Origin of the sequence: Amycolatopsis sp. lyj-346 (assembly GCF_046548975.1) — a bacterium.
In the GTDB taxonomy this organism is placed as follows: domain Bacteria; phylum Actinomycetota; class Actinomycetes; order Mycobacteriales; family Pseudonocardiaceae; genus Amycolatopsis.
The window spans coordinates 386,397-410,153 of sequence record NZ_JAJPWT010000002.1; the positions used below are offsets into that span (position 1 = coordinate 386,397).

The following is a 23,757-nucleotide window of genomic DNA, read 5'->3' on the forward strand; positions in this document are numbered from 1 at the left end:
CGGCGGGCGGCGGCGCAATGGTTGCGATACCGCACCGGGCCTCCCTACAGTGGATTTCGTTCGCAGGTGACTGAACCATTGTGCTCGCCGCAATCGGCGATTCACGCGAAATCTGACCGCGTCCGGTCGACATCGAGGGTACACGTGACGGATGAAAGCATTCCGACCATTTCCGACGAAGCCGCGCAAACCACGGTGCTCGAAGCGTTCCGGCACGTGCTGGGGATCGCGGAGGTCGACCCGCAGGCGCCGTTCGGCGCGCTCGGCGGCGACTCCCTGCGGGCGGTCCGGGTGCTGTCGCGGGTGTGGCGCGAACTGGGTGTGGAGCTGCCCGTCCACGCCTTGCGCGACACCACCACCGCCGCCGAATTCGCCGCGGTGGTGCGCGAACGAAGCGGGACGCCATGACCCGCGGCATCGCGCTGGCCGCCACGTTCACCCTCGACCAGATCGCGGCCGCGGCGGCGGACCGGGCCGCGCGGCTGGACACCCCGGTGGTCGCGGCGCCCTACGGCCAGACCGTCGAGCCGCTGCTGGACCCCACGAGCGCGTTGCTGGCCAACACCGGGGTGAACGCCCTGCTGCTGCGCCTGGAGGACCTGCGCGGTGGCCTGCTCGACGAACTGCTCGCCGCGCTGGCCGCGGCACCCGGCCGCTGCACGGCGACCTGGCTGGTCGCGTTGACTCCCCCATCGCCGCACTCGCTCGGGGACCCGGCGACGGCCACGTGGCTGAGCAGCGCCGAGCGCCGCGTCGCCGACGCGGTGGCCGCCCTGCCCGGCGTGCACCTGATGCCCACCGACGACATCGCCGCGCACTATGCCGTCGCGGAGGTGCACGACGAGTACGCCGACCGGATCGCCCACCTCCCCTACACCGACGAGTTCTCCGCCGCACTGGCCGACCGCGTGGTGCGGCTCGCCGCGACGACGTGGCGCGCGCCGCGCAAGGTCGTGGTGCTGGACTGCGACGACACGCTGTGGTCCGGCGTGTGCGGCGAAGACGGGGCCGAGGGCGTCGAGGTCGGCGACGGCCACCGCCGGGTGCAGGAGTTCCTGCTGGCCCAGCGATCCCGCGGCAAGCTGCTGTGCCTGTGCAGCCACAACAACACCGACGACGTGCACGCGGTGTTCGACCGCCACGCCGGAATGGTGCTCTCGCTGCGCGAGATCACCGCGCAGCGGATCGGCTGGGACCCGAAGCCGGCTTACCTGCGCGAGCTGTCCGCCGAACTGGGACTGGCGCTGAACTCCTTCATCTTCGTCGACGACGACCCGGTGGCGTGCGCGTCGGTGCGCGCGCAGCTGCCCGAAGTGGTCGTGGTCGAAGTGGACCGCGACGGCGGCCGCGCGTGGCGGCAGCTGGTGCACGAGCCGGCGTTCGACCAGCTCGCGGTGACCGACGAGGACCGGCTGCGGTCGGACTGGTACGCGGCGGAAGCCGAACGGAAGACGCTTCGTCAGTCCACAAAGGACTACGAGGAGTTCCTGGCCCGCTGCGACATCGAAGTCTCGCTGGATCGGCTGGCCGACCGGACGCTGGAGCGGGCCGCCCAGCTGACCGCGCGGACCACCCAGTTCACCCTGACCGGCTCGGCGTGGACCGTTCCCGAACTGCGCGCGTTCCTGGACCGCGGCGGCACCGGGTGGGCGGTGCGCGTTCGCGACGTCTTCGGCGATCACGGCGTCGTCGGCCTGGTCCTCGCGGAAGCCCGGGACGGCGTGCTCGACGTACCGGTCTTCCTGCTGAGCTGCCGGATGCTCAACCGCCGCGTCGACGGCGCGGTGCTGCGCCTGCTCTGCGCCGAGGCACTGTCCGCGGACTGCCCGACAGTGCGCCTGCACCACGAGTCCACCCGCCGGAACGCGCCCGCGCGGCAGTTCCTCGAGCAGCTTACCGGCGCCGCCGTCGGCCCGGCGGATCCGCCCGGCTCGGCCGACATCGTCGCGGCCGGCTGGGCCACCGGGGCGGCGGCCGCCCCGTGACCGGGTTTTCTTGACCAGCACAGTCAACCAGCACAGCGAGGGGAGCACACCGTGCCACGCATCGGACACCCGGCCAGGCGAGCCAGGGCGCGGACCTGGGGCGCGGCCGTACTGGCCGCCGCTCTCGCCGCCACCCTGCCGGTCGGCGCCGGTCCCGCCGGCGCGGACGTGCGCGCCGGGAGCACCCCCGGGCGGGCCGACTGGCCCAGCGCCGGGCAGAACAACCACAACACCCGGCACGCCGCCGCGGAACACCTGCTCACGCCGGCCAACGTCGGCCGGCTCAAGCCGAAGTGGGCCCTGACGACCGCCGGCGACGTGTCGGCGACGCCGGCTGTGGTCGACGGCGTCGTCTACGCGCCGGACTGGGGTGGCCGGCTCTGGGCGGTCGACGCGCGAACCGGCACCCCGGTCTGGTCGCGCGCGGTCTCCGACTACACCGGCGTCACGGGGGACGCTTCACGCACCAGCCCCGCCTACTGGCGCGGCCGTCTGTACCTGGGCACCGGGGTGCTGGCGCAGGGCTCCGGCCCGGCTACCACCCCGGGCAAGGGCGCCCAGGTGGTGTCCGTGGACGCCCGGACCGGTGAGCGGGTCTGGACCGCCGTCGTCGACCCGGACCCGGTCGCGATCATCACCGGCGCGCCGACCGTCGAAGACGGCGTGCTGTACGTGGGGGTGTCGTCCAAAGCTTCGATCACCGAAGGGCCGATGACCTTCCGCGGCTCGGTCGTGGCGCTCGACGCGCACACCGGGCGCCTGCTCTGGCGGACCCGCACCGTGCCCGAGGGGTACACCGGCGGCGCCGTGTGGGGCAGCCAGCCGGTCGTCGACCGCCGACGTGGCCTGGTCTACGTCGGCACGGGGCAGAACTACTCGGTGCCCGCCGGGGTGTGCGAGACACCCACCCAAAGCGGGTGTGTTCCCCCGTCGCCGGACGACCACTTCGACAGCATCCTCGGGCTGGACCTGCGGACCGGTGCGCTGCGCTGGGCCACCCCGACGTTGACCGCGGACACGTGGACCATCTTCCAGCCCGACCGGGGCCCGGACTTCGACTTCGGCGCCGGGCCCAACCTGTACCGGACCACGATCGGCGGGAAGAGCACCGAACTGCTGGGAATCGGGCAGAAGAGCGGTGTCTACTGGGCGGTCGACCCGTCGACGGGGCGCGTCGTGTGGCGCACGCAGGCCGGACCCGGCGGCCCGCTGGGCGGCATCCAGTGGGGGACGTCGACCGACGGGAAGCGGATCTACGCGGGCATCGGCAACGGCAACCACCTGCCGTGGACGCTGAAGGCGGCCGACGGCAGCACGTCCACCACCACCGGCGGCGGGTTCGTCGCGCTCGACGCCGCCACCGGCGAGATCGAGTGGCAGGTCGCCGACCCCCAGGCCGCCACCGGCGACTGGCTCGACGACGCCTTCGTCAGCAGCGCCAACGGCATCGTGTTCGCCGGCTCGTCCGCACCGAGCGGCACGAACATGTACGCGCTGGACGCCGCGACGGGTCTGGTGCGGTGGAGCTTCGCCGCCGGCGGGTCGGTGTTCGGCGGCGCCGCGGTCGTCGACGGCTCGGTGTACTGGGGTTCCGGCTACTACTACGCCAACGTCTGCCCGGCGGGCTGCCCCGGCCACAACAACAAGCTCTACGCCTTCAGCATCGACGGAAGGTGACGAACGGCGGTTCAGCCGCCCGGGAGCGGGGAGACGACGAACGGTTCCTCGTTCCCGGGCGCTTGCCCGGTCACGACCACGGGCACCACCGGTACCACGGGTTCCGCCGCGACCTCGACGTCCGAGAGCACGTGGGTGGCAGCCTGGTCGAGACAGCCGATCATCCAGGACTCCAGGCTGCTCCCGGACTCCGCGGCGGCGCGCATCCACCGGTCCACCCGGTCCTGGTCCACCTTGAGCGGCTGGACGACCGGCCCGGCGGCCGCGGTTTCCCCGCCCCGCTTGACGCTCTGGACCTGCGCCCGCAGAACGTTGCGCGACCACCCGTGTGCTTCGGCTTCGGCCAGGAGCCGATCCTGGTCCGGCGGATCCAGCGAGGCCACCTCGGCGTGGTGCTGGAAGCTGACCCCGTCCCGGCGTCGTTCGACGGGGAACCGGCGAGCCACCCAGGCGTAGTTGCGGACGGTCTGGTAGTCCAGCCCGACCGCTTCGACGGCTTCCCGGTACCGGTCCTGGTACCGGTTCTGGCCGCAGACCAGCCAGTCGCCGACGAACCAGGCCGACGTACTCGCGATCCGGGCCACGCTGTGGCCGGCCCGCATCCACTGCGCGTACGAGAGCGCTTCCGGGAAGCGCAATCCCAGGTCGGTGGCGACCACCCGCCCGGGAAACCTGGCCGGCCGTCCCGAACCCAATCGCGCGGCACTCCGCCTTCCGGCCGTCATCTCGACACCCCCATGTCACATTCCCGTGAAGGGGACGTGAATATCGTCTCACCGTCCCCGACACTCGAAACAATGCTCCTCCGCAGCGGCAGGATATGCATGGTCCGCAACCTGCCGATACCCCTGGAAGGTTGAACTACCTCCCGGTCGCGTCACCGTGTGTATCCACCGCTTCCGCTTGTCCCGCGCCATACTCCCTGAGTGACGGTTTCGTCTATCACCAAGAGTGACGGTGTGCTCCGTGGCGCGCACCGCTCGGACGTTGCCGAATTCGTGCCCCGGAGACAATTCCCCGATATCGAGAACGGGTGCGCAACGCGGCCTTCGCCCTGTCACTGCCCCGATCCATCGACCGGGAAGAGGACACTCGACCGAAATCGCCTGGACGCGTGGCGCAGTCCCGGCACATACTGCGGTTGATCATGCAGGTTCCGGCCTCGCCGGGACTCGAGACCGGCGGCGCCTCGGCGAAAGGATCCCGGCGTGCCGCCTCCAGCCACCGCCCGCGTGTCCACCACCGAGTACCCGAAACGACGCCGCGGGCCGGCGATCGGCGCTCTCGCCCTCGGCGCGTTCGGCATCGGCCTGACCGAGTTCGTCGTCGTCGGCCTCCTCGGACCGCTCGGCGAAGACCTCGAGGTGTCCATCCCCACCGCCGGGTTGCTGGTCACCGGCTACGCGGCGGCGGTGGCGATCGGTGCACCGATCATGACCGCCGCCGGAACCCGGTTGCCGCGCAAGACCATGCTCGTCGTGCTCATGGGCCTCTTCATCGCCGGGAACGTCCTCGCCGCCGTCGCACCCGGATACGGCGTGCTCATGACCGGCCGGGTCGTCTCGGCGCTGTGCCACGGCGCCTTCATGGGCATCGGCCCGGTCATGGCCGCGAGTCTCGTCGCGCCCGAGCGGCGCTCGCGGGCCATCGCGCTGATGATGACGGGCCTGACGCTGTCGACCGTGGTCGGCGTGCCGTTCGGGACGGCGCTGGGCCAGCAGCTCGGCTGGCGATCGGCGTTCTGGGCCATCGCCGGAATCGGTGCGGCCGCACTGGCCGCGATCATGGCCTTCGTCCCCTCGCGACCGAACGACACCGGCAGCGGGCTCCGCGGCGAACTTGCCGTGTTCCGCCGCCTCCAGGTGTGGCTGGTGCTGGCCGTGACGATGCTCGGCTGGGGTGCGGCCTACGCCGCGATCACCTTCCTGGAACCGATCCTGACGCGCGTCGCCGGTTTCGACGCCTCGGCGGTGCCCTGGCTGCTGCTGCTCTTCGGTGCGGGGCTGACCGGCGGCAACCTGCTGGGAGGCAGGCTCGCCGACCGGGCGCTCACGCCCACCCTTTACGGCACCATCCTCACCGCGACTGCCGCACTGACCGTGTTCGCCTTCGCGGTCCACAAGCAGGCACCGGCGGTGATCATGGTGTTCGTGCTCGGGGCCGCGAGCTTCGCGATGGTCCCCGTCTTCCAGACCCGCGTGATGGACGCCGCCAAGGACGCGCCGTCGCTCGCCTCTTCCGCGAACGCCTCGGCGTTCAACGTCGGCATCGCTCTCTCCGCCTGGCTCGGGGGGATGGCGATCGGCGACGGCTACGGACTCATCGCCCCGGTGTGGATCGGCGTCGCGCTGGGCGTCACGGCGCTCGGCGCCGCCTTGGTCTCCGGCGCCGTCGAGCGCCGCACTACCCGGTCGTTGTCTTGACCGGTTGTCGTAGCAGTTGTTCGCGGCTAGTCCGGACGGGTGATGCGGCTCAACCCGCGGGCGTGGTGGGGCGTGGAGTCGGCGTTGACCGATTCCGAGGGGGAATTCGCATGTTCCGACGCGCTGCCGCGCTCACGTTCGCGGCACTCGCACTGGGCACCGCCGTCACCGCGCCTTCCGCGACCGCGGCCGGGGCCTGCACCTGGACGGCGCACAAGGTCGTGGCGCCCGACGGCTACCTCGACACCGACGTCGAGATCAGGGGGACCGACAGCCACGGCAACTACTCCGGTGACGTCATCGACCGGCGGGTCAACATGGGCAAGGTCGTGCTCTGGACCGACGGCAGGCCCCGCATCCCGGACGCGCTCGCGCCGTTCGTCTACCCGCACGTCGCCGACGAGAACTCGGCGGGAACAGTGCTGCTGGACGGCGGTCTTCCGGCGACGACCCGGGGCGTCTACCTGTTCGGCGGCGGCCACCGCGGTCCCGGCACCCTGACCCGCCTGCCCGACCCGCCCGGATACCGGCTCGACTCGGCCGTCGCGCTCAACGACCGGGGTGACGTGCTCGCCGCCGCCACCGATCTCAAGGACGGCCACCGGGTGAACGTCCTCTGGTCGGTCCTGGCCGCGGGACCGCGGATCATCGACATCCCGGACCGGTACGGCATGGACCTCGACGACGACGGCACGGTGCTGCTCGCCGCCCCGGACAACAAGCTCGGCGGGCTCTGGCGGGCCGGCGTGGTCACCCCGCTGACCGGCGAAGACCGTCCCGTGCTGATCCGTCAGATCCGGAACGGCGTCGTGGTCGGCACGGCGATCGACTCGTGGCCCGCTTCGCGCGCCTTGGCGTGGCACGGCCCGGCCGACCCGCGACCCCTCGAGCAGGGTGGGACGGCGGAAGCGATCAACAAGCACGGACTGATCGCGGGCAGCCTGACCGACCTGATCGGACCATCCGCGGTCTGGCAGGGCACCAAGCTGCTCGGCCTGCTCCCGTTCCCGGAGGGCGGCGACGCGGACGTGTACGTCATCGGCGACGACGGCGTGATCTTCGGCAACACCGGCGGCGATCACGCCGCGCTGCGCTGGACCTGCGACTGACGAACGAGGAGCTTCCCGTGAAATTTCTGCGCTGGACCCTGGCCGCCCTGCTGAGTGTCGCGGCCGTCCTGACGGCCGCGCCGCCCGCCGGAGCGGCCACGAACCCGTACACCCCGGCCGAAGTCTGCGGCGCCGGTTACCGGGTCATCTCCTCCCTGCCGGCCAAGACCGACGGCGGGAGCAAGTGGGGCGGGGTCTACCTGCTCTACAAGGCCGGTGGCTACAACTGCGTCGTCACCATCAAGTGGTCGTTCATCGGGGTCGCCACCGACACCTTCGCCGGGCTGTACCGGGACTCCGAGGATTCGAGCAAGAACGTCTACGACCGCGGGAACTTCAAGTACTACGCCGTCGCCCGGGGGTACGCGCCCGATTGCATCAAGTACGCGGGCTGGGTCGGCGACAAGATCGGGGACGCCGGCACACGCGCGGGCGCCGCCAGCGGCTGGGGCTGGTGCGACTGAGGCTTGGGGCTTGGGGCTTGGGGCTTCAGGCTTGAGGCGGAACGGAGGTCCGGCTCCGCGGTGTGCACCAGCCGCGGGCCGGGCTCTCCGCCGGATATCGACAGCAAGCCGCGGGCGCCCCGGAGCAGCAGCGTGCTCACGGGCATATCGTTGGGCTGTGTCGGATCCCTGGCTGCTCATCGAGGTGCTCGACGGGCCAGTCTCGGCGAGCGAGTGGCGTCATGCCCACGCTGGTGCACTGATCGACGCCGCGATCGCGGACCGGGCCGTGCGGTGGTCGTGGCAGGTACGTAGTCGTGGTGTGGCGTTCGAGATCGTCTTCCGGACGGAGCGCATCCGCGACGAGTTCTGCAGCCGGCTCTCGGTCAAGGCAGCACTCGACGCCGTGCCGGACCCGCGGTACGGGCTCAACGTTGTTCCCGGCGGTGGCGACTAGGTATCCGTCACGCTGACCCGACATGAGCGGATCCCAGTGCAAGAACGACGCGGTCGTCTCTTCCGCGAACTCGCGACAGTTGAATAGGCCAGCTCACCAGTCGCCAAACCCGATCAGGTGATAATTCTGAGCTTCGAACCCCTCGAACAGAGCATGAGAACCACCGAAATCGCCTGGCAGGAGTATCTCGACCGCGGGGACCTGTTGAGGTAGCGTTCCCCGCCCGACTGGGCGTCAAGGCCAACGATCGGGCAACCGAGCAACGGGAACTCGCCGCACGACGCGAAGAGTGGTGGCGCCGGTTCACCTGGGCTGCCGAGCTTGCGCTGGACGACTCGAAGGCGAAGCGGACCGTCGGCCTCGGCTTGATGCTGAAGCTGGCACGGTCGGAGCTGGCACAGCAAGACGAGTACCAGATGCTCGACGTGTTTCATCAACGCGTGCTCGATGAGATACTGAACCCGACCGACAAGACGGGGCAGGGCCGATGACTCGATCGAACCGCGTGACCGAGGAGCAAATCGCCGCAGCTCAACTTCGTGTGTATCTGGATCAGAAGCAGGGGCGCACCACTCCGGATGTCGTGCAAAAGATCGCCGACTCTCTCCCCGGAGCCGAACTGGCCGACTTGAAGGCCACCCCGCTCGCCGCCGTCGAAATTGAACAGCCGGAAGAAAAGAGTTCGGCCACGGACCCGAGGCGCACTCTGGCGGCCGCCATACTCAGGAAGTACGCAGCAACACCCAGACACGATGAGACCGCGGATTCTGAAACTCTTCTAAGTAAAAAAATATACGATCAACTTGTGTTTCACCCATGGGCCAACGGCCCTTCTGATGCCGATCAGGTCATGCGAAAAGCGGATGCTCCACCATCGGATATCATCTGGCTCCCCCATCACGTCGATGATTTGACCATAGAAAAATCAGAAGGACTTCAAGAGTTGGTGGAGTTGGCCCGCGAACTCCTGGAAAGCGGTCCGGAAAAAGGCTGACGCCGGCCGGCTCGCCGCAGGCCCCGGCATCGGCTCGCAGCAGGGCCGGGACCGAGCGAAACCCGGGTTCGGTAGCGCCTGGCCCGGCGCAAGCTGGGCACGTCCCCAGCCGGGGGCACTTCCGGACGGAGGGGGACGTGGTGAACACCGTGGATCCGGCGAAGGCCCGCCAGGAACGGCTCGAGCGGTGGCGCGGGCACCCCGGGGTGCTCGCCGGTGCGGTGATGGCTTCGGTCGCCGCCCTGGTTTCGGGTGGTCTGGCCGGGTTGGGGTTCGGCGGACTGGTGGAGCAGTTCCGGACCATGGCGATCGACAGCGTCTTCGACGACCGCGGGGACGGGGAGCCGCCGTACGTCGTCGTCTGGGGCAGTCTCGGTGTTCTGCTCTGTCTCGCCACGGCCGCGCTCGCCGGTGCCGCCGTGCGGCGCTACCGGGGACGTTCGGGGGGCACCGGGTTCCCGGTCGTCCTGGTGCTCGCGGGGAGCACGGCCGGCACCTGGGTGTCGGCCCGGGATTGGCTTCCCCCGCTCGCGGTCGGCACCGCGGTCGACCCGGTGTTCCACAAGGACGAGGCCTGGGGGTTCTGGGCGTGGGTGTTCTACTACGCCGACTGGTGGGCGCCCGCGCTGCTGCTGGCGCTGACCCTGGCCACGCTGGCCTACGCGGTGGCGGAGGGCCGGCGGCACGCCGAGCTGGCCCGGACCCGGGATCGGCTGCTGGCCCACGGCTGCCGGGTGCGGGCGGACGTCGTCGAAGTCAAGCTCCGCCTCGCGAGCGACGAGGGAGGCACCCGGGTCGTCGGGTCCACCGTCACCGTGTCCTACGCCGACGCGGCGGGCGTCCGGCGCTGGGCGACCCGCCGCTCCCGGGAAACGGGACTGGTGATCGGGCCCGGCGGTGCGGAGGTGCTCTTCGACCCGGCGCGGCCCGGCGACGAGAAGTCGGTCTTCGTCGCGCTCCGGCGGTATCCCGTCCTCACCGACTGGCTGCCCGCCGGGCGCACGTGAGCCTCGCCGTGATGCTCACGATAACGAACACGCCCGACCATTCGGCCAATGCGACCCCATCCGAAGGCCTGACCCTCCCGCGCCCGCCGGGCGCGGGAGGCGAACATCAGCAGCAACACGTCGGCCGCGAGGCTCAACGGTGATGGGCACGAACAACCCGTCCACGCTACGCATCAGGTAGTCCTCCATGGACAACCCGAGAACCGTCGAATCCCTGACAGGCCTTGCACGGCGGCGGCCGTGCGGTGAACGCCGGCCGCCGGCAATTCCAGACGGGTCAGGGTTGCGGGCTCACCTTTCCGCCGAGGACCCGGTGCTCGATGTCGGTGGCCGCGGCGGCGCCGTACGTCGCGGTCAGCCGGGCGAGGAACTCCTCGGGCGCGAACAGGTATTCCTGCCCCCCGGCCGACTCCAGGACGACACTCGCCAGTGCGGCGCCGATGCGGGCGGCCTGCTCGATCCCCGTTTGCCGGCTCAGCCCGGCCAGGAATCCGGCGCGGAAGGCGTCGCCGACGCCCGTCGGGTCGACGACGGCGTCGGTCGGCACCGCGGGGATCGTCAGCGGGGGTTCCGTCCCCGACTCGATCCGGACGCCGTTTTCGCCGAGCGTGGTGATCCAGCGCCCGACCCGGAACAGGACGTCGCTGCGGGTCCAGCCGGTGGCCGACAGCAGCATGTCGTGTTCGTATTCGTTGGTGAACAGCAGATCGGCGCCCTCGACGAGGGAGCGGATCTGCGGACCGGTCAGGCGGGCCAGCTGCTGGGACGGGTCGGCGGCGAAGCGGAAGCCGTGTGCGCGGCAGTCGCGGGTGTGCCGGAGCATGGCGTCGGGATCGTTGGGGGCGATCAGGACCAGGTCGAGGCCGCCGTGTCGGGCGGCGACGCGGGCGAGGTCGATGTCGCGGGCTTCGCTCATCGCCCCGGCGTAGAACGAGGCGATCTGGTTCTGGGACTCGTCGGTGGTGCAGAGGAACCGCGACGTGTGCCGGGTCGCCGACACGTGCACCGAGGCGGTGTCGACGCCGTGGCTCTCCAGCCAGGCGCGGTAGTCGGCGAAGTCGGGGCCGACCGCCCCCACCAGGATCGGGGTCAGGTCGAGCTGGGCCAGCCCGAAGGCGATGTTGGCGGCGACGCCGCCGCGGTGGATGTGCAGGTCGTCGACCAGGAACGACAGGGACACGCGGTCGAGCCGGTCGGCGATGAGCTGGTCGGTGAAGCGGCCGGGGAACACCATCAGGTGGTCGGTGGCGATGGAGCCGGTCACGGCGATGCGCATGGTCACAGTCCCGTCGATGGTCACAGTCCCGTCGCCTGGCGCAGGTCCTCGACGCGGTCGGTGCGTTCCCAGGGCAGGTCGAGGTCCGGGCGGCCGAAGTGGCCGTAGGCGGCGGTCGGGGCGTACAGCGGCCGCAGCAGGTCGAGCTCACGGATGATCGCCGCGGGACGCAGGTCGAACACCTCCACGATGGCCTGCTGGATCTTCGCCGGGTCGACCGTCTCGGTGCCGAACGTCTCGACGAACAGCCCCACCGGCGCGGCTTTGCCGATGGCGTAGGCGACCTGCACCTCCATCCTGGTGGCGAGGCCGGCGGCGACGGCGTTCTTGGCCACCCAGCGCATCGCGTACGCGGCGGAGCGGTCGACCTTGGACGGGTCCTTGCCGGAGAACGCGCCGCCGCCGTGGCGGGCCATGCCGCCGTAGGTGTCGACGATGATCTTGCGGCCGGTCAGGCCGGCGTCCCCCATCGGGCCGCCGACGACGAACCGGCCGGTCGGGTTGACCAGTACCCGCAGCTCGGCGGTGTCGAGGTCGAGGTGGCCGGTCACCGGGGCGATGACGTGCTCGCGGACGTCGGCGGCCAGCAGGCGGTCCGGATCGATGCCTTCGGCGTGCTGGGCCGACACGACGATGGTGTCGAGGCTGACCGGCCGGTCCCCCACGTAGCCGACGGTGACCTGGGTCTTGCCGTCCGGGCGCAGGTAGGGCATGAGCCCGGACTTGCGCACCTCGGTCAGCCGGCGGGCGAGCCGGTGGGCCAGCGCGATCGGCAGCGGCATCAGCTCGGGGGTGTCCGAGCAGGCGTAGCCGAACATCAGGCCCTGGTCGCCGGCCCCCTGGCGGTTGCTTTCCTCCTCGTCCGACTCGACCCGCGACTCGTACGCGGTGTCGACGCCCTGGGCGATGTCCGGCGACTGCGAGCCGATCGCGACGTTGACGCCGCAGGAGTTGCCGTCGAAGCCCTTGGCGGAGGAGTCGTAGCCGATCTTGAGGATGACGTCGCGGACGATCGCCGGGATGTCGGCGTACGCCTCGGTGGTCACCTCGCCGGCCACGTGCACCTGGCCGGTCGTGACGAGGGTCTCGACGGCCACGCGGGAGCGGGGGTCCTCGCTCAGGAGGCTGTCGAGGACGGCATCGCTGATCGCGTCGCACATCTTGTCCGGGTGGCCTTCGGTCACCGACTCGGACGTGAACAACCGTTGCGGCATGGCGGGTCTCCAGTGTGGTCAGGTGGGCAGGTCGTCGTGGAGCAGTGGCCCGAATTCGCTGTGGGCGATCTCGACCGCGTCGATCTTGTTCAAGACCTGTCCCGCGAGGCTCGGGTGTGCGTGCAGGTACGCGTGCGCGTCCGGGGCGGTGGCGTGGAATCCGGTGTGGAGGCAGGCGACGGCGAGCGGGCCGGTGCGGGCGACGGCGGCGAGCAGCACGACGGCGCCGGGTGGTTGCCAGTGCCAGTGCGTGCCGTCGAAGCGAACCGTGATGCGCCGGTCGTTCCCGGGGTCCCGGGAGACGATCGTCGCGGGCCGCCCGGTCATGAGGGGGATCCCGAGTGCGCCGATCGCGCACGTCGCGTTCAAGACGAACCCGCGGCCGAGTTCGACCCGGTGCGGGGAGGGCCGCCCGGACAGCGGATAGGCCGCGGCCACCTCGCCGTCCGGGGCCAGCCGGACGAGGTCCGCCTCCGCCAGCGCCCGCAGCGAGGCGCCTGCCTGAAGCCCCGACGCCCCGGCCATCCGGTGCAGCGCACCGGCCGGGGGTGGCCGTCCCGTCGCGAGCATGTGCCGCAAGAGCCCGCGGTGCAGGCGGCGCAGTGCGGCGGGAAGCCGTGACTGGCTGCCGGCGATGCCACCGCGCGCGACGGCGTCGATGCCTTCGGGGAGCACGTCGGCGAACCGGCGGCGCCGGTGCCCGGAGACCACCGGCGCCGCCGGCCGCGGAATGCCCGAAACTTTCGACGCGACGGTCGCCGGAACGTCCTTCCCCAGCACGTTGTTCCCTTCTCGCGATCGGCGGCCGTCACGAAAGTACACAGTGGACATACGCGGGAAGTCCCGCGGCCCGCTCGGAAAGAAGCTTGCCGAATGATCCCCAGAACACGAAAGCGGCAGAAGCCACACCGTAAACGCGAGACGATCAGAGGTCAATCGTCTTCGGGCACACGCAGCTTTTCGGCGGAATCGACGCCGCCATTCCGCCTAGATGCCCGCGACCAGCAGTGATGCACGTCACGTCCAGGGCCTGGCCACGGCAAACAGGAGGCCGCACCAGGCAAAACGCCAGGAAGGAATCGTGGCCTCCGCCGTTAACGGCCGGTATCACATTGCCCGCAGGCGCCGGCCGGAACCGAAGTGCCACGGAGCGCCGACCGCTAGAGTAACTGCCATACTCTATTGTCGGGAACCGATTCGGCCCATGCTGTTGGAGTGCAACGCACGGGGGACTGCAGTTCTCCGGCGGCCGTGGCCGCGGTATCCGAACGCGGCCGGTGCTCGTCGGTCATCGGGTGTGGGGGCGAGGCTCCGGACACCCTTGTCTTCGTGATCTCCCGCAGCCTCATCCCGCCGAATCGGAGGAACCCTTGGACGGCAACATCCAGTCCTATGTGGTCGTGCTCAACGACGAGGAGCAGTACTCGATCTGGCCCGCCGACCGCGGCCTGCCGCTCGGCTGGCGCGGCGACGGCGTCCGCGGTTCCAGGGAGGAATGCCTGGCCCACATCGGCGAAGTCTGGACGGACATGCGCCCGCTGAGCCTCCGCAAGGCCGTGGCCCAAGCCGGTCCGGCCACCCACTCCCACAGTGAAGGATAGCGTGCGAGATGGTGCTTGATGAATTCCACGCCCAGGTGGCCGAGGCACCGGACGCGCTCGCGGTGCAGGACGGCGACCTGCGGCTGACCTACCGGAACCTGGCCGCGCACGCGTCCGGCCTTGCCGCCGAGCTCACCGAGCGGGGGGTCGGCCAGGACAGCGTCGTGGCCGTCTACGCCAACCGGTCGGCGGAACTCGTGGTCGCCGAGCTGGCCATCCTGCTGGCGGGCGCGGCATTCCTGCCGCTGGACCCGGCCCACCCGGCCGCGCGGATCCGCCAGGTGCTGGAGCTCTCCGGTGCCGCCGCGGTCCTCAGCACCGCGCCGCTGGTGGCCGGGGACGCCCCGCTCGGCGACGACGTCCTGGTGGTCGATCTGAGCCGGGACCCCGGGGACTCCTCAGCCACGGCCATCCCCGCCCCGCCCCGGGTGAACGGCGCCGCACTGGCGTACGTGATCTACACGTCGGGTTCCACCGGCGAGCCGAAGGGCGTCGCGGTGACCCACGCGGGTCTGGCCAACCTCATGCGCTGGCACCACAAGACGTACCGGACGCAGCGCACGGACCGGTCCACGCTGCTGGCCAGCCCCGGCTTCGACGTCTCCGTCCAGGACATCTGGTTCACCCTGACCGCCGGTGCCGCGCTGGTGATCCCGCCCGCCGAGGTCCGCACGTCGCCACCCGAGCTCGCCACCTGGCTCGCCGACGAGCAGATCACCGTGACCTTCCTGCCCACCCCGCTGGCCGAGGCCATCCTCGACGAGACCTGGCCGGCGCACACCGCGCTCCGGTTCCTGCACACCGGTGGCTCGGCGATGCAGCGCGGGGTGCCGGCGGGGTTGCCGTTCCCCGTGGTCAACCTCTACGGGCCCACCGAGGCCACCGTGAAGGTGACGGCCTGCGAGGTGCTGCCGGACGGCCCCGTGCCGCCGCCGATCGGCGTGCCCGTCGACGGCGTGCGCTGCTACGTGCTCGACGGGCTCGACCCGGTGCCGGACGGCGAAGCCGGCGAGATGTGCCTGGCCGGCGACTGCGTGGCGCGTGGCTACCTGGGCGACCCGGCGAGCACGGCGGCGGCGTTCGTGCCGGACATCACCGTTCCCGGGCAGCGGATGTACCGGACCGGCGACAAGGTCCGGCGCCGGCCCGACGGCGTGTTCGAGTACATCGGCCGGTACGACGACCAGGCCAAGATCCGCGGGTTCCGGATCGAACCCGGCGAGATCGCCACGGTGCTCAAGCGGCACCCGGAGGTCCGCGACGCCTTCGTCACGGTCGAAAACTCGGGCCGCCCGGACGCGCGCCTGGTCGCCTACGTGGTCTCCGCCGTCGCGCCCGCCGAGCTGACCGCGTTCGTCGGGGCCCGGCTGCCCGCGTACATGGTGCCGGCCGCGATCGTCGCGCTGCCCACGCTGCCGCTGACCCCCAACGGCAAGGTCGACCGGAACGCCCTGCCCGCGCCCGACCGGGCCGCGGCCGGCCTGGCCGACGACGTCGTGGCGCCCCGCACCCCGACCGAGATCGCGGTGGCCGGGATCGTGGCCGGGTTGCTCGGCATCACCGAGATCGGCGTGCACGACGACTTCTTCGCACTGGGCGGGAACTCGCTGCTCGTCGGCAAGCTGGCGGTCCCGCTCGCGACCGAGCTGAACGCCGCGGTCAGCGTGGCGGAGCTGTTCGAGGCCCGGACCGTGGCCGGCCTCGCCGCCATCGTCGACGAGCGGGCCGCCGCGACCGCGGGCAACGGGCACGAACCCGTCTCCCCGCTGATCCAGCCGATCCCGCCGCCGGTGCGCCGCGTCCCCCGGGACCGGCCCATCCCGCTGTCCCTGCCGCAGGAACGGGTCTGGTTCTTCGAGCAGGTCTCGCCCGGCAACCTGGCCTACAACTTCCAGGCCACGGTGTCGCTGAACGGCAAGGTGAACGTCGACGCCCTGCGCGCCGCGCTGAACGAGATCGTCCGGCGACACGAGGTGCTGCGGACGACCTTCGTCGCGATCGACGGGGTCGGTCACCAGCAGCCCGTGGCGGAAGCCGAGGCGCCGCTGAAGGTGCTCGACGTCCCGGCCGCCGAGGCCGACGACGTCGTCGCCGCGGAACTGCGCGAGCCGTTCGACCTCACCAAGCCGCCGCCGGCCCGCTGGGTGCTGCTGCGCCACGAGAACGACCAGAACACCTTCCTGCACGTGGAACACCACTTCGTCCACGATGGCTGGTCGCTGTCGATGTTCCTGTCGGAGCTGCGCGTCCTCTACCCCGCCTTCGCCGCCGGACAGCCCTCCCCGCTGCCCGAACTGGCCGTCCAGTACGCGGACTACGCGCACTGGCAGCGGAACTGGATGCAGGGCGACGTGCTGCGTGCGCACGTCGACCACTGGACCGCCCGGCTGGCCGGCGCCCCGGACACGCTGGAACTGCCCACCGACCGGCCGCGGCCGCCGGTGATGACCTTCCGCGGCCGGGCACCGCGCATCCTGTTCCCGAAGGAGCTGTCCCGCGCGTTGCGCGCCTTCAGCCGGCAGCACAAGGTGTCGCTGTTCGCCACCATGTACGCGGGCTTCGCGGCTCTGCTGAACCGCTACACCGGGCAGCGGGACATGCTCGTCGGGACCGGCGCGGCGAACCGGAACATCCCCGAGCTCGAGCCGTTGCTCGGGATGCTCGTCAACACGCTGGTCCTGCGCACGAAGGTCGCACCCGACCAGCCGTTCAGCGACCTGCTCGAGCAGGTGCGGGTGTGCGTGGCCGAGACGCTGGCCTGGTCGGACACCCCGGTGGACGCGGTGATCGACGCGATCGACCCGGCCCGCGACCCGTCGCGCACCCCGCTGTTCCAGGTCATGTTCAGCTTCCACGACTCCGCGGTGCCGGACATCGACTTCGGCGGGCTCACCGGCCGGGTCACCGAACGCTCGAACCGCACGGCCAAGTCCGACCTCAACGTCATCGTGATCCCCCGCGCCGAGCAGCGCCTCGGCCGGGCGCCGAGTCCCGAGGACGACGACCTGACGATGATCTGGGAGCACTCGTCGGACCTGTTCGACGAAGCCACCATGACGCGGATGATCACGCACTACCTGACCCTGCTCGCCGACGCGGTGGCCAGGCCGGACACCCGGGTGGGCGCGCTGCGCCTGCTCCCGGACGAAGAAGCGGACCAGCTCGAGCGCTGGGCGCACGGGCCCGCGACGGCCGGCACCGAACCGGTGACGGACCTGATCGCGCGGCAGGTGCGGACGCGACCGGACGCCGTCGCGGTGAGCTGGCCGGAGGGGCAGCTCACCTACGGCGACCTGTGGCGGCGCGCCGGCGGGCTGGCCGACCGGCTGCGCGAGGCCGGCATCGCCGCCGAGGAACCGGTGGCGGTGTGCGCCGACCGCTCGGTCGAGCTGGTGATCGGCGAGCTCGCGGTGCTCATGGCCGGCGGGTGCTACCTGCCCGTCGACCCGAGCTACCCGGCCGAGCGGATCACCTTCATGCTGCAGGACGCGGGCGTGCGCAAAGCCGTGGCCACGCTGCAGATGCACCTGCAGCTGCCGCCGTCGACCAGCAGCTTCCGCGTGTTCGACCTGGGCACTCCCGACGCCGACGCCGGAGACCCGGCGGGCACCGACGGCCCGGTGACTCCGGACCGGCTGGCGTACCTCATCTACACGTCGGGGTCGACCGGCAGGCCCAAGGGCGTGGCCCTGTCCCACCGTGGCCTGGCGAACCTGGTCGGCTGGCACACCGCCGAGTACGACCTGGGCCCGGCGGACCGGACCGCGCTGTTCGCGAGCCCCGGGTTCGACGCGTCGACGTGGGAGATCTGGCCCACCCTGGCGGTGGGTGCCACGCTGTGCGTCGTCCCGCCGAAGCTGCGGGCGGCCCCGGCGGAACTGGTGCGCTGGCTCAGCGAAGAGCGGATCACCGTGGCGTTCCTGCCCACCCCCGTCGCCGCGGCCGTGCTGACCGAGCCGTGGCCCGCCGACACCGCGTTGCGTGCCCTGCTGACCGGCGGCGACGCGTTGCCCGCCGCGCCTCCGGAGGGACTGCCGTTCCGGCTGTTCAACCACTACGGGCCGACGGAGAACACCGTGGTGGCCACGGCGGGCCTCGTCCCGCCGGGTCCGGCCGGACCGCGGCCGCCGATCGGCAGGCCCATCGCCGGTGTCGACGCGCACGTGCTGGACGCCGAAGGCCGCCGGGTGCCCACCGGGGTCCGGGGCGAGCTCTACCTCGGCGGGACGGCGGTCGCCCGCGGCTACCTGAACCACCCCGAGCTCACCGCGGCGAGCTTCCCCGCCGACCCGTTCACCGACGACCCGGGCGCCCGTCTGTACCGCACCGGCGACCTGGTCCGCTGGCTGCCCGACGGGCAGCTGGAATTCCTCGGCCGGGCCGACGAGCAGGTGAAGATCCGGGGGTTCCGGATCGAGCCCGAAGAGGTGGCGGCCACGCTCCGGGAGCATCCGGAGGTGCGGGAGGCCGCGGTCATCGCCCGCGCGCCCGAGGAGGGGGCCGAGCTCGCGCTCGTGGCCTACGCCTGTCGTGACGGCCGGGGCGAAGCCGCGCCCGACGAGGAACTGCTGGCGTTCCTGCGCGACCGGCTGCCCGCGTACCTGATGCCGGCCGAGGTCGTCGTGCTCCCCGCCTTGCCGCTCACCGAACACGGCAAGGTCGACCACGGCGCGCTGGCCGCGCTGGCACCGAGCGCCCCGGTCGTGCCCGAGGCGGAGCAGGCCCCGCGCACACCGACGGAAGAACGCGTCGCGCAGCTCGCGTCGGCGTTGCTCCGCGACCGGCCGGTGGGGCGTGAAGACGACTTCTTCCGCGTCGGTGGCCATTCCATGCTGGCGGCCCGGCTGGTGACCCAGGTCAACAACGCCTTCGGCGTCGAAGTGCCGATCGCGCTGTTCCTGCAGCGGCCCACGGTGGCGAACCTCGCGGACGCCGTGGCCGTGGCGACCGCGGGAGCGGGAACGGGTCCCGGTCCGATCCGGCCGGGTAGCCGCCGCACGGCCACGCGCCTGCTGTCCGAGCTCGACCAGCTCAGCGACGAGGAGGTCGCGTCGCTTCTGCGCGATGCGGAGGGAACCGCGGAGGGGACCGAGGTGCAGCCGTGAGCACAACCATCGAACCGGCGGCCGGGGACCGGCGGGCGCAGCTCGCCGCCCTGCTGCAGCAGAGGTCCGAAGAGGACAGTGAGACGCCGCTGTCGTACGCGCAACGGCGGCTGTGGTTCCTCGACCAGCTGCAGCCGGGCAGCGCGGTCTACAACGTGCCGCTCGGCTACGACATCACCGGCCCGGTGCACGTCACGGCGCTCGAAGAGGCGCTGACCGAAGTCGTGCGGCGCCACGAGATCCTGCGCACCGCCTTCCGGTCGACCGGCGGGACGCCCCACCAGGTGGTCCTGCCACCCGCGCCGGTGTCCATCCCCGTGGTCGACCTGACCGCACCCGGCCGGACGGCGGACGAGGTGGCGCGGCTCGCGGACGAGGAGGCAGGCACTCCGTTCGACCTGGTGGCCGGCCGGGTCATCCGGGCTCGCCTGCTGCGCCTGGCCGAGCAGCGGCACCGGCTGCTCATCACCGTGCACCACCTGGCCTGTGACGCCCCGTCGGTCGGCGTGCTGGGCCGGGAGCTCGAAGCCCGGTACCGGGCCGCACTGGCCGGTGCGGCCCGGCGAGAGCCCGACCTGCCCATGCAGTACGCCGACTTCGCCGAATGGCAGCAGGACACGCTGGCCGGGCCCGAGCTCGACCGGCTGCTGGCGTACTGGACGGACCGGCTCGCCGGCATGCCCACGCGGCACCTGCCCACGGACCACCCCCGCCCGCCGGTGCAGAGCTACCGTGGCGCCGCGCTCTCCTTCGAATTGCCGCCGGACGCGGTCCAGCGGCTGGAGGAGCTGGGCCGGGAGGAAGGCGCGACGCTCTTCAGCGTCCTGCTCGCGGCCTTCGCGGTGCTGCTGCGGGCCCACGCGGGCGAGGACGAGGTCGTGGTCGGCACCCCGGTCTCCGGGCGGGAACGGCCCGAACTGGCCGGGCTCATCGGGTTCTTCACCAACACCCTGGTGCTCCGCTGCGACCTCGCGGCGCGCCCGACGTTCCGGGAGCTGATCCAGCGGCTGTGGGCCGAGGTCAAGGGCGCGCTGGCCCACCAGGACCTGCCGTTCGAGAAGCTCGTCGAGGAGCTGCACCCCGACCGTGACCTCGCCCAGAACCCGTTGTTCCAGGTGCTGTTCAGCTACCGGTACGAGGAGGAGGGAGCGGGGCTTCGCCTGGACGGCTGCCAGGTCCGCCCGGTGCTGGGCGACACCGGCACGGCGCGGTTCGACCTCACGCTGAGTCTCGCGCGCACTCCCGCCGGCCTGACCGGCCGGCTGGAGTACAACACGGACCTGTTCGAGGCCGCGACGGCCGAGCGGATCGCCGAGCGGTACGTCAGTGTCGTGACCGCCGCCGCGCAGGCCCCGGACCGGCCCGTCGACGAACTGGCGGTGCTGCCGGCGGCCGAGCTGGCCACCTTGGCCGGCTGGCAGGCCGGTACCCCGGCCGAGCTCCCCGACGTCCTGGTGCACCAGCTGCTGGCCGAGCGGGCGGCCGCGACACCCGACGCGGTCGCCGTGGTCGCCGCCGACGCCACCCTGACCTATCGCGAGCTCGACCGGCTCGCCGAGCGGTTCGCCGTCCGGCTGCGGCAGCTCGGGGTGGCACCGGACGAGCCGGTCGGCGTCCACCTCGGCCGCACGTCCCTGCTGATGGTCGCCCTGCTGGGGATCCTCAAGGCGGGTGCGGCGTACCTGCCGCTGGATCCCGCCTACCCGCGCGACCGGCTGGCGTTCATGGTCGCCGACGCGGGCGTGCGGCTGGTCGTGGCGGACTCCCGGTCGGCCGCCTCCGCCGGGCGGCTCGGCGCCGAGCAGGTCGTGCTGCCCGACCTGGCCGGGACACCGGACACCGAGCCGGACGGTCCGCCCCCGGCGGTCACCGCCGGCAACCTGGCGTACGTGATCTACACGTCGGGGTCCACCGGGCGGCCCAAGGGCGTCATGGTGTCCCACCGCAACGTGGTCAACCTCTTCGCCGGGATGAACGAGACCTTCGGTGCCGACGAGCCCGGCACCTGGCTCGCGGTGACGAGCGTGTCCTTCGACATCTCCGTGGTCGAGCTGCTGTGGGCGCTGACCCACGGCCACCGGGTCGTGCTGCGCGGCGAGCCACCCCTGCCGTCGGCCGCGGCCGCCGCGGAATCGGCCACGGCCGCCGCGGCCCGCGCCCGCCCCATCGACTTCAGCCTGTTCTACTTCGGCAGCAGCGACTCGGAAGCCAACGCCGGGGATCGCTACCGCCTGCTGCTCGAAGGCGCGAAGTTCGCCGACCGCAACGGTTTCACGGCCGTGTGGACGCCCGAGCGGCACTTCCACCAGTTCGGCGGGCTGTACCCGAACCCCTCGGTGATGGCGGCGGCCGTCGCCGCGAGCACCGAACGGGTCCAGGTGCGCGCGGGCAGCGTGGTGCTGCCGCTGCACGACCCGCTGCGGGTGGCCGAGGAATGGTCCGTTGTGGACAATCTTTCGGGAGGCCGGACCGGTATTTCCCTCGCGTCGGGCTGGCACGCCAACGACTTCGTGCTCGCCCCGGACCGCTTCGAGCGGCGCAAGCAGCTGATGATGGACGGTCTCGCGGAGGTCCGGCGGCTGTGGCGCGGCGAAAAGGTGGCGCGGCGCAACGGTGCCGGCGCCGAGATCGAGGTCGGCGTGTTCCCCCGGCCCGTCCAGCCGGAGCTGCCGGTGTGGCTGACCAGCGCCCGGCACCCGGAGACCTTCCGGCTGGCCGGCGAGGCGGGCACCGGGGTGCTCACCCACCTGCTCGGGCACAGCCTCGAGGAACTGGCCGAGAAGATCGCGCTGTACCGCAAGAGCTGGCGCGAGGCCGGGCATCCCGGGGACGGCCACGTGGCGGTCATGGTCCACACGTTCGTCGGCCAGGACCTCGACGAGGTGCGGGAGCTGGTCCGGGAGCCGATGAGCCGGTACCTGGAGACCTCCTTCGACCTGATCGCCTCGCTCGGCGCCACCACGGGGAGCGCCGAGGAGTTCAAGGCGTTGTCCCCCGGCGAACTGCGGGAGCTGGTCGACCGGGCCTTCGAACGGTTCTTCGCCACCGCCAGCCTCCTCGGCACCCCGCAGGTCTGCGCCGACATGGTGGACCGGATGAAGGCCGCCGGGGTCGACGAGGTCGCCTGCCTGATCGACTTCGGCGTCGACGAGACGGCGGCACTCGACGCACTGGCCCACCTGACGACCGTCCGGGAGATCACCGACGAGCGCCGGGAGGCCGCGCTGGCCAAGGCCGAGGCGCCGATCGCCGAGCAGCTGCGCGAGCACGCGGTGACGCACCTGCAGTGCACGCCGTCGCTGGCCCGCGCCCTGCTGGCGGACCAGGACGCGCGGGCCGAACTGCCCCGGCTCAGCCGGTTGCTGGTGGGCGGCGAGGCGCTTCCCACCGACCTGGCCGGCGAACTCTCCGGCGCCGTCGGCGGCACGGTGCACAACATGTACGGGCCGACCGAAGCCGCGGTCTGGGCGACGACGTCCGCGATCCGGCCCGGCGGCGGCCCGGTCTCCATCGGGCGGCCGCTGGCGAACGTCCGTGCCTACGTGGTCGACCGCGAAATGCGGCCGTGCCCGGCGGGCGTACCGGGAGAGCTGCTGCTCGGCGGGGGCGGTGTGGTCCGGGGTTACCTCAACCGCACCGAGGTGACCGCCGAACGCTTCCAGCCCGATCCGTTCGCCCCGGAGCCGGGCGCGCGGCTCTACCGGACGGGCGACCTGGCCCGCTGGGCGCCCGGCGGCGGGCTCGAGTTCCTCGGCCGGCTCGACGACCAGGTGAAGCTGCACGGTCACCGGATCGAGCTCGGCGAGATCGAGACCGCGCTCGCCGAACACCCGGGGGTCCGGACGGCGGTCGCCGTCATCCGGGGCGCCGGCGCGGAGCAGCGCATCGTCGGCTACTACGTGCCGGCCACCGGACGGCCGACGACCACGGCCGAGCTGCGGTCCTTCCTCGCCACGCGGTTGCCCGGCTACATGGTGCCCAGCGCGTTCCACCTCATCGACGCGGTGCCGTTGACCCCGAACAAGAAGGTCGACCGCCGGGCGCTGCCCGACCTGTCGGACGCGCGCCCCGAGGGCACGACGGCCTACGCGCCGCCGACGAACGCGACCGAACGGCTGGTCACCGACGTGTGGCGGGAGGTGCTCGGCGTCGACCGGGTGGGCGTGGACGACAGCTTCTTCGAGCTCGGCGGGAACTCGCTGCTCGTGGTGGTCGCCAGGGCCCGGCTGCTCGAACACCGGGAAAGCGGGCTCTCGCTGGTCGACATGTTCCGGTACCCGTCCGCACGGGCGCTTGCCGAGGCCATGGACCGGAAACCGGCCGGAGGATCCGACGAGGCGGTCGGCGCCGGGGCTGCCCGGGCAGCCGCCCGCCGCGCCGCCGGCCAGGCCGCAACACGGCGAAAGGGCAGGGCGGGAGTGTGAACGTGCCAGCGACGTTTTCGACACGGCAGCAAGCCGTTGGGG

Annotated in this window: 17 protein-coding genes; 13 read left to right on the forward strand and 4 right to left on the reverse strand. The window is 71.9% G+C overall.

Annotation, left to right across the window (positions count from 1 at the left end; all coding sequences use genetic code 11):
- Positions 1 to 144 precede the first annotated feature (144 nt).
- The 3 genes from ACLJQE_RS08115 to ACLJQE_RS08125 are packed head-to-tail and all read left to right on the forward strand — an operon-like array spanning position 145 to position 3,662.
- On the forward strand, positions 145 to 408 hold the full coding sequence (locus ACLJQE_RS08115) for an acyl carrier protein (protein ID WP_410638499.1): 264 nt from the start codon (positions 145 to 147) through the stop codon (positions 406 to 408).
- Positions 405 to 1,985, forward strand: a complete 1,581-nt coding sequence (locus ACLJQE_RS08120; protein WP_410638500.1) for an HAD-IIIC family phosphatase — start codon at positions 405 to 407, stop codon at positions 1,983 to 1,985. Before ACLJQE_RS08115 ends, ACLJQE_RS08120 begins: the two co-directional genes overlap by 4 nt.
- Positions 1,986 to 2,036: 51 nt before the next feature.
- Positions 2,037 to 3,662 (forward strand): PQQ-binding-like beta-propeller repeat protein, encoded by a 1,626-nt coding sequence (locus ACLJQE_RS08125; protein ID WP_410638501.1) that lies wholly within the window; start codon positions 2,037 to 2,039, stop codon positions 3,660 to 3,662.
- A gap of 11 nt (positions 3,663 to 3,673) precedes the next feature.
- On the opposite strand, the gene ACLJQE_RS08130 is transcribed toward ACLJQE_RS08125, so the two are convergent.
- Positions 3,674 to 4,321: an LmbU family transcriptional regulator gene (locus ACLJQE_RS08130; protein ID WP_410638503.1), complete on the reverse strand. Its 648-nt coding sequence runs from the start codon at positions 4,319 to 4,321 to the stop codon at positions 3,674 to 3,676.
- Between the two features lie 573 nt (positions 4,322 to 4,894).
- Here ACLJQE_RS08130 and ACLJQE_RS08135 point away from each other — a divergent pair.
- From ACLJQE_RS08135 to ACLJQE_RS08165, 7 genes are all read left to right on the forward strand, one after another.
- The gene (locus ACLJQE_RS08135) at positions 4,895 to 6,085 is read left to right on the forward strand and encodes an MFS transporter (RefSeq protein WP_410639159.1); all 1,191 of its coding nucleotides are present in this window, start codon (positions 4,895 to 4,897) and stop codon (positions 6,083 to 6,085) included.
- 110 nt (positions 6,086 to 6,195) lie between these two features.
- Positions 6,196 to 7,194 carry a hypothetical protein gene (locus tag ACLJQE_RS08140; protein WP_410638504.1) on the forward strand — a complete coding sequence of 333 codons (999 nt, stop codon included), beginning with the start codon at positions 6,196 to 6,198 and terminating at the stop codon, positions 7,192 to 7,194.
- Between the two features lie 17 nt (positions 7,195 to 7,211).
- Positions 7,212 to 7,658 carry a hypothetical protein gene (locus ACLJQE_RS08145; RefSeq protein WP_410638505.1) on the forward strand — a complete coding sequence of 149 codons (447 nt, stop codon included), beginning with the start codon at positions 7,212 to 7,214 and terminating at the stop codon, positions 7,656 to 7,658.
- Positions 7,659 to 7,815: 157 nt separating this feature from the next.
- Positions 7,816 to 8,094 (forward strand): hypothetical protein, encoded by a 279-nt coding sequence (locus ACLJQE_RS08150; protein WP_410638506.1) that lies wholly within the window; start codon positions 7,816 to 7,818, stop codon positions 8,092 to 8,094.
- A gap of 368 nt (positions 8,095 to 8,462) precedes the next feature.
- Positions 8,463 to 8,585, forward strand: a complete 123-nt coding sequence (locus ACLJQE_RS08155; protein ID WP_410638507.1) for a hypothetical protein — start codon at positions 8,463 to 8,465, stop codon at positions 8,583 to 8,585.
- Between the two features lie 14 nt (positions 8,586 to 8,599).
- Positions 8,600 to 9,088, forward strand: coding sequence for a hypothetical protein (locus ACLJQE_RS08160; protein ID WP_410638508.1), 489 nt, complete (start codon positions 8,600 to 8,602; stop codon positions 9,086 to 9,088).
- 137 nt (positions 9,089 to 9,225) lie between these two features.
- On the forward strand, positions 9,226 to 10,095 hold the full coding sequence (locus ACLJQE_RS08165) for a hypothetical protein (RefSeq protein WP_410638509.1): 870 nt from the start codon (positions 9,226 to 9,228) through the stop codon (positions 10,093 to 10,095).
- 277 nt (positions 10,096 to 10,372) lie between these two features.
- Here the strand turns inward: ACLJQE_RS08165 and ACLJQE_RS08170 are convergent, their stop codons facing one another.
- Genes ACLJQE_RS08170 through merB form a run of 3 tightly spaced genes read right to left on the reverse strand, consistent with a single transcriptional unit; the run spans position 10,373 to position 13,365 of the window.
- Positions 10,373 to 11,371, reverse strand: a complete 999-nt coding sequence (locus ACLJQE_RS08170) for a carbohydrate kinase family protein (RefSeq protein ID WP_410638510.1) — start codon at positions 11,369 to 11,371, stop codon at positions 10,373 to 10,375.
- 20 nt (positions 11,372 to 11,391) lie between these two features.
- Positions 11,392 to 12,585 carry a methionine adenosyltransferase gene (metK, locus tag ACLJQE_RS08175; protein WP_410638511.1) on the reverse strand — a complete coding sequence of 398 codons (1,194 nt, stop codon included), beginning with the start codon at positions 12,583 to 12,585 and terminating at the stop codon, positions 11,392 to 11,394.
- Between the two features lie 18 nt (positions 12,586 to 12,603).
- Entirely contained in the window at positions 12,604 to 13,365 is a 762-nt protein-coding gene (gene merB / locus ACLJQE_RS08180) for an organomercurial lyase (RefSeq protein WP_410638513.1), read from the reverse strand.
- 590 nt (positions 13,366 to 13,955) lie between these two features.
- On the opposite strand from merB, the gene ACLJQE_RS08185 reads away from it, so the two are divergent.
- The 3 genes from ACLJQE_RS08185 to ACLJQE_RS08195 are packed head-to-tail and all read left to right on the forward strand — an operon-like array spanning position 13,956 to position 23,715.
- The gene (locus ACLJQE_RS08185) at positions 13,956 to 14,186 is read left to right on the forward strand and encodes an MbtH family protein (RefSeq protein ID WP_410638515.1); all 231 of its coding nucleotides are present in this window, start codon (positions 13,956 to 13,958) and stop codon (positions 14,184 to 14,186) included.
- Between the two features lie 8 nt (positions 14,187 to 14,194).
- Positions 14,195 to 19,291: an amino acid adenylation domain-containing protein gene (locus ACLJQE_RS08190; protein ID WP_410638517.1), complete on the forward strand. Its 5,097-nt coding sequence runs from the start codon at positions 14,195 to 14,197 to the stop codon at positions 19,289 to 19,291.
- The gene (locus tag ACLJQE_RS08195) at positions 19,288 to 23,715 is read left to right on the forward strand and encodes a MupA/Atu3671 family FMN-dependent luciferase-like monooxygenase (protein WP_410638519.1); all 4,428 of its coding nucleotides are present in this window, start codon (positions 19,288 to 19,290) and stop codon (positions 23,713 to 23,715) included. The genes ACLJQE_RS08190 and ACLJQE_RS08195 overlap by 4 nt, the downstream gene beginning before the upstream one ends.
- Positions 23,716 to 23,757 lie beyond the last annotated feature (42 nt).

Excerpts from the sequence above, each read along its gene's own strand:
- ACLJQE_RS08120 (WP_410638500.1), top strand. The coding sequence starts at position 405 with ATGACCCGCGGCATCGCGCTGGCCGCCACGTTCACCCTCGACCAGATC.
- ACLJQE_RS08140 (WP_410638504.1), top strand. The coding sequence starts at position 6,196 with ATGTTCCGACGCGCTGCCGCGCTCACGTTCGCGGCACTCGCACTGGGC.
- ACLJQE_RS08155 (WP_410638507.1), top strand. The coding sequence starts at position 8,463 with ATGCTGAAGCTGGCACGGTCGGAGCTGGCACAGCAAGACGAGTACCAG.
- ACLJQE_RS08170 (WP_410638510.1), bottom strand. The coding sequence starts at position 11,371 with ATGCGCATCGCCGTGACCGGCTCCATCGCCACCGACCACCTGATGGTG.
- metK (WP_410638511.1), bottom strand. The coding sequence starts at position 12,585 with ATGCCGCAACGGTTGTTCACGTCCGAGTCGGTGACCGAAGGCCACCCG.
- ACLJQE_RS08190 (WP_410638517.1), top strand. The coding sequence starts at position 14,195 with ATGGTGCTTGATGAATTCCACGCCCAGGTGGCCGAGGCACCGGACGCG.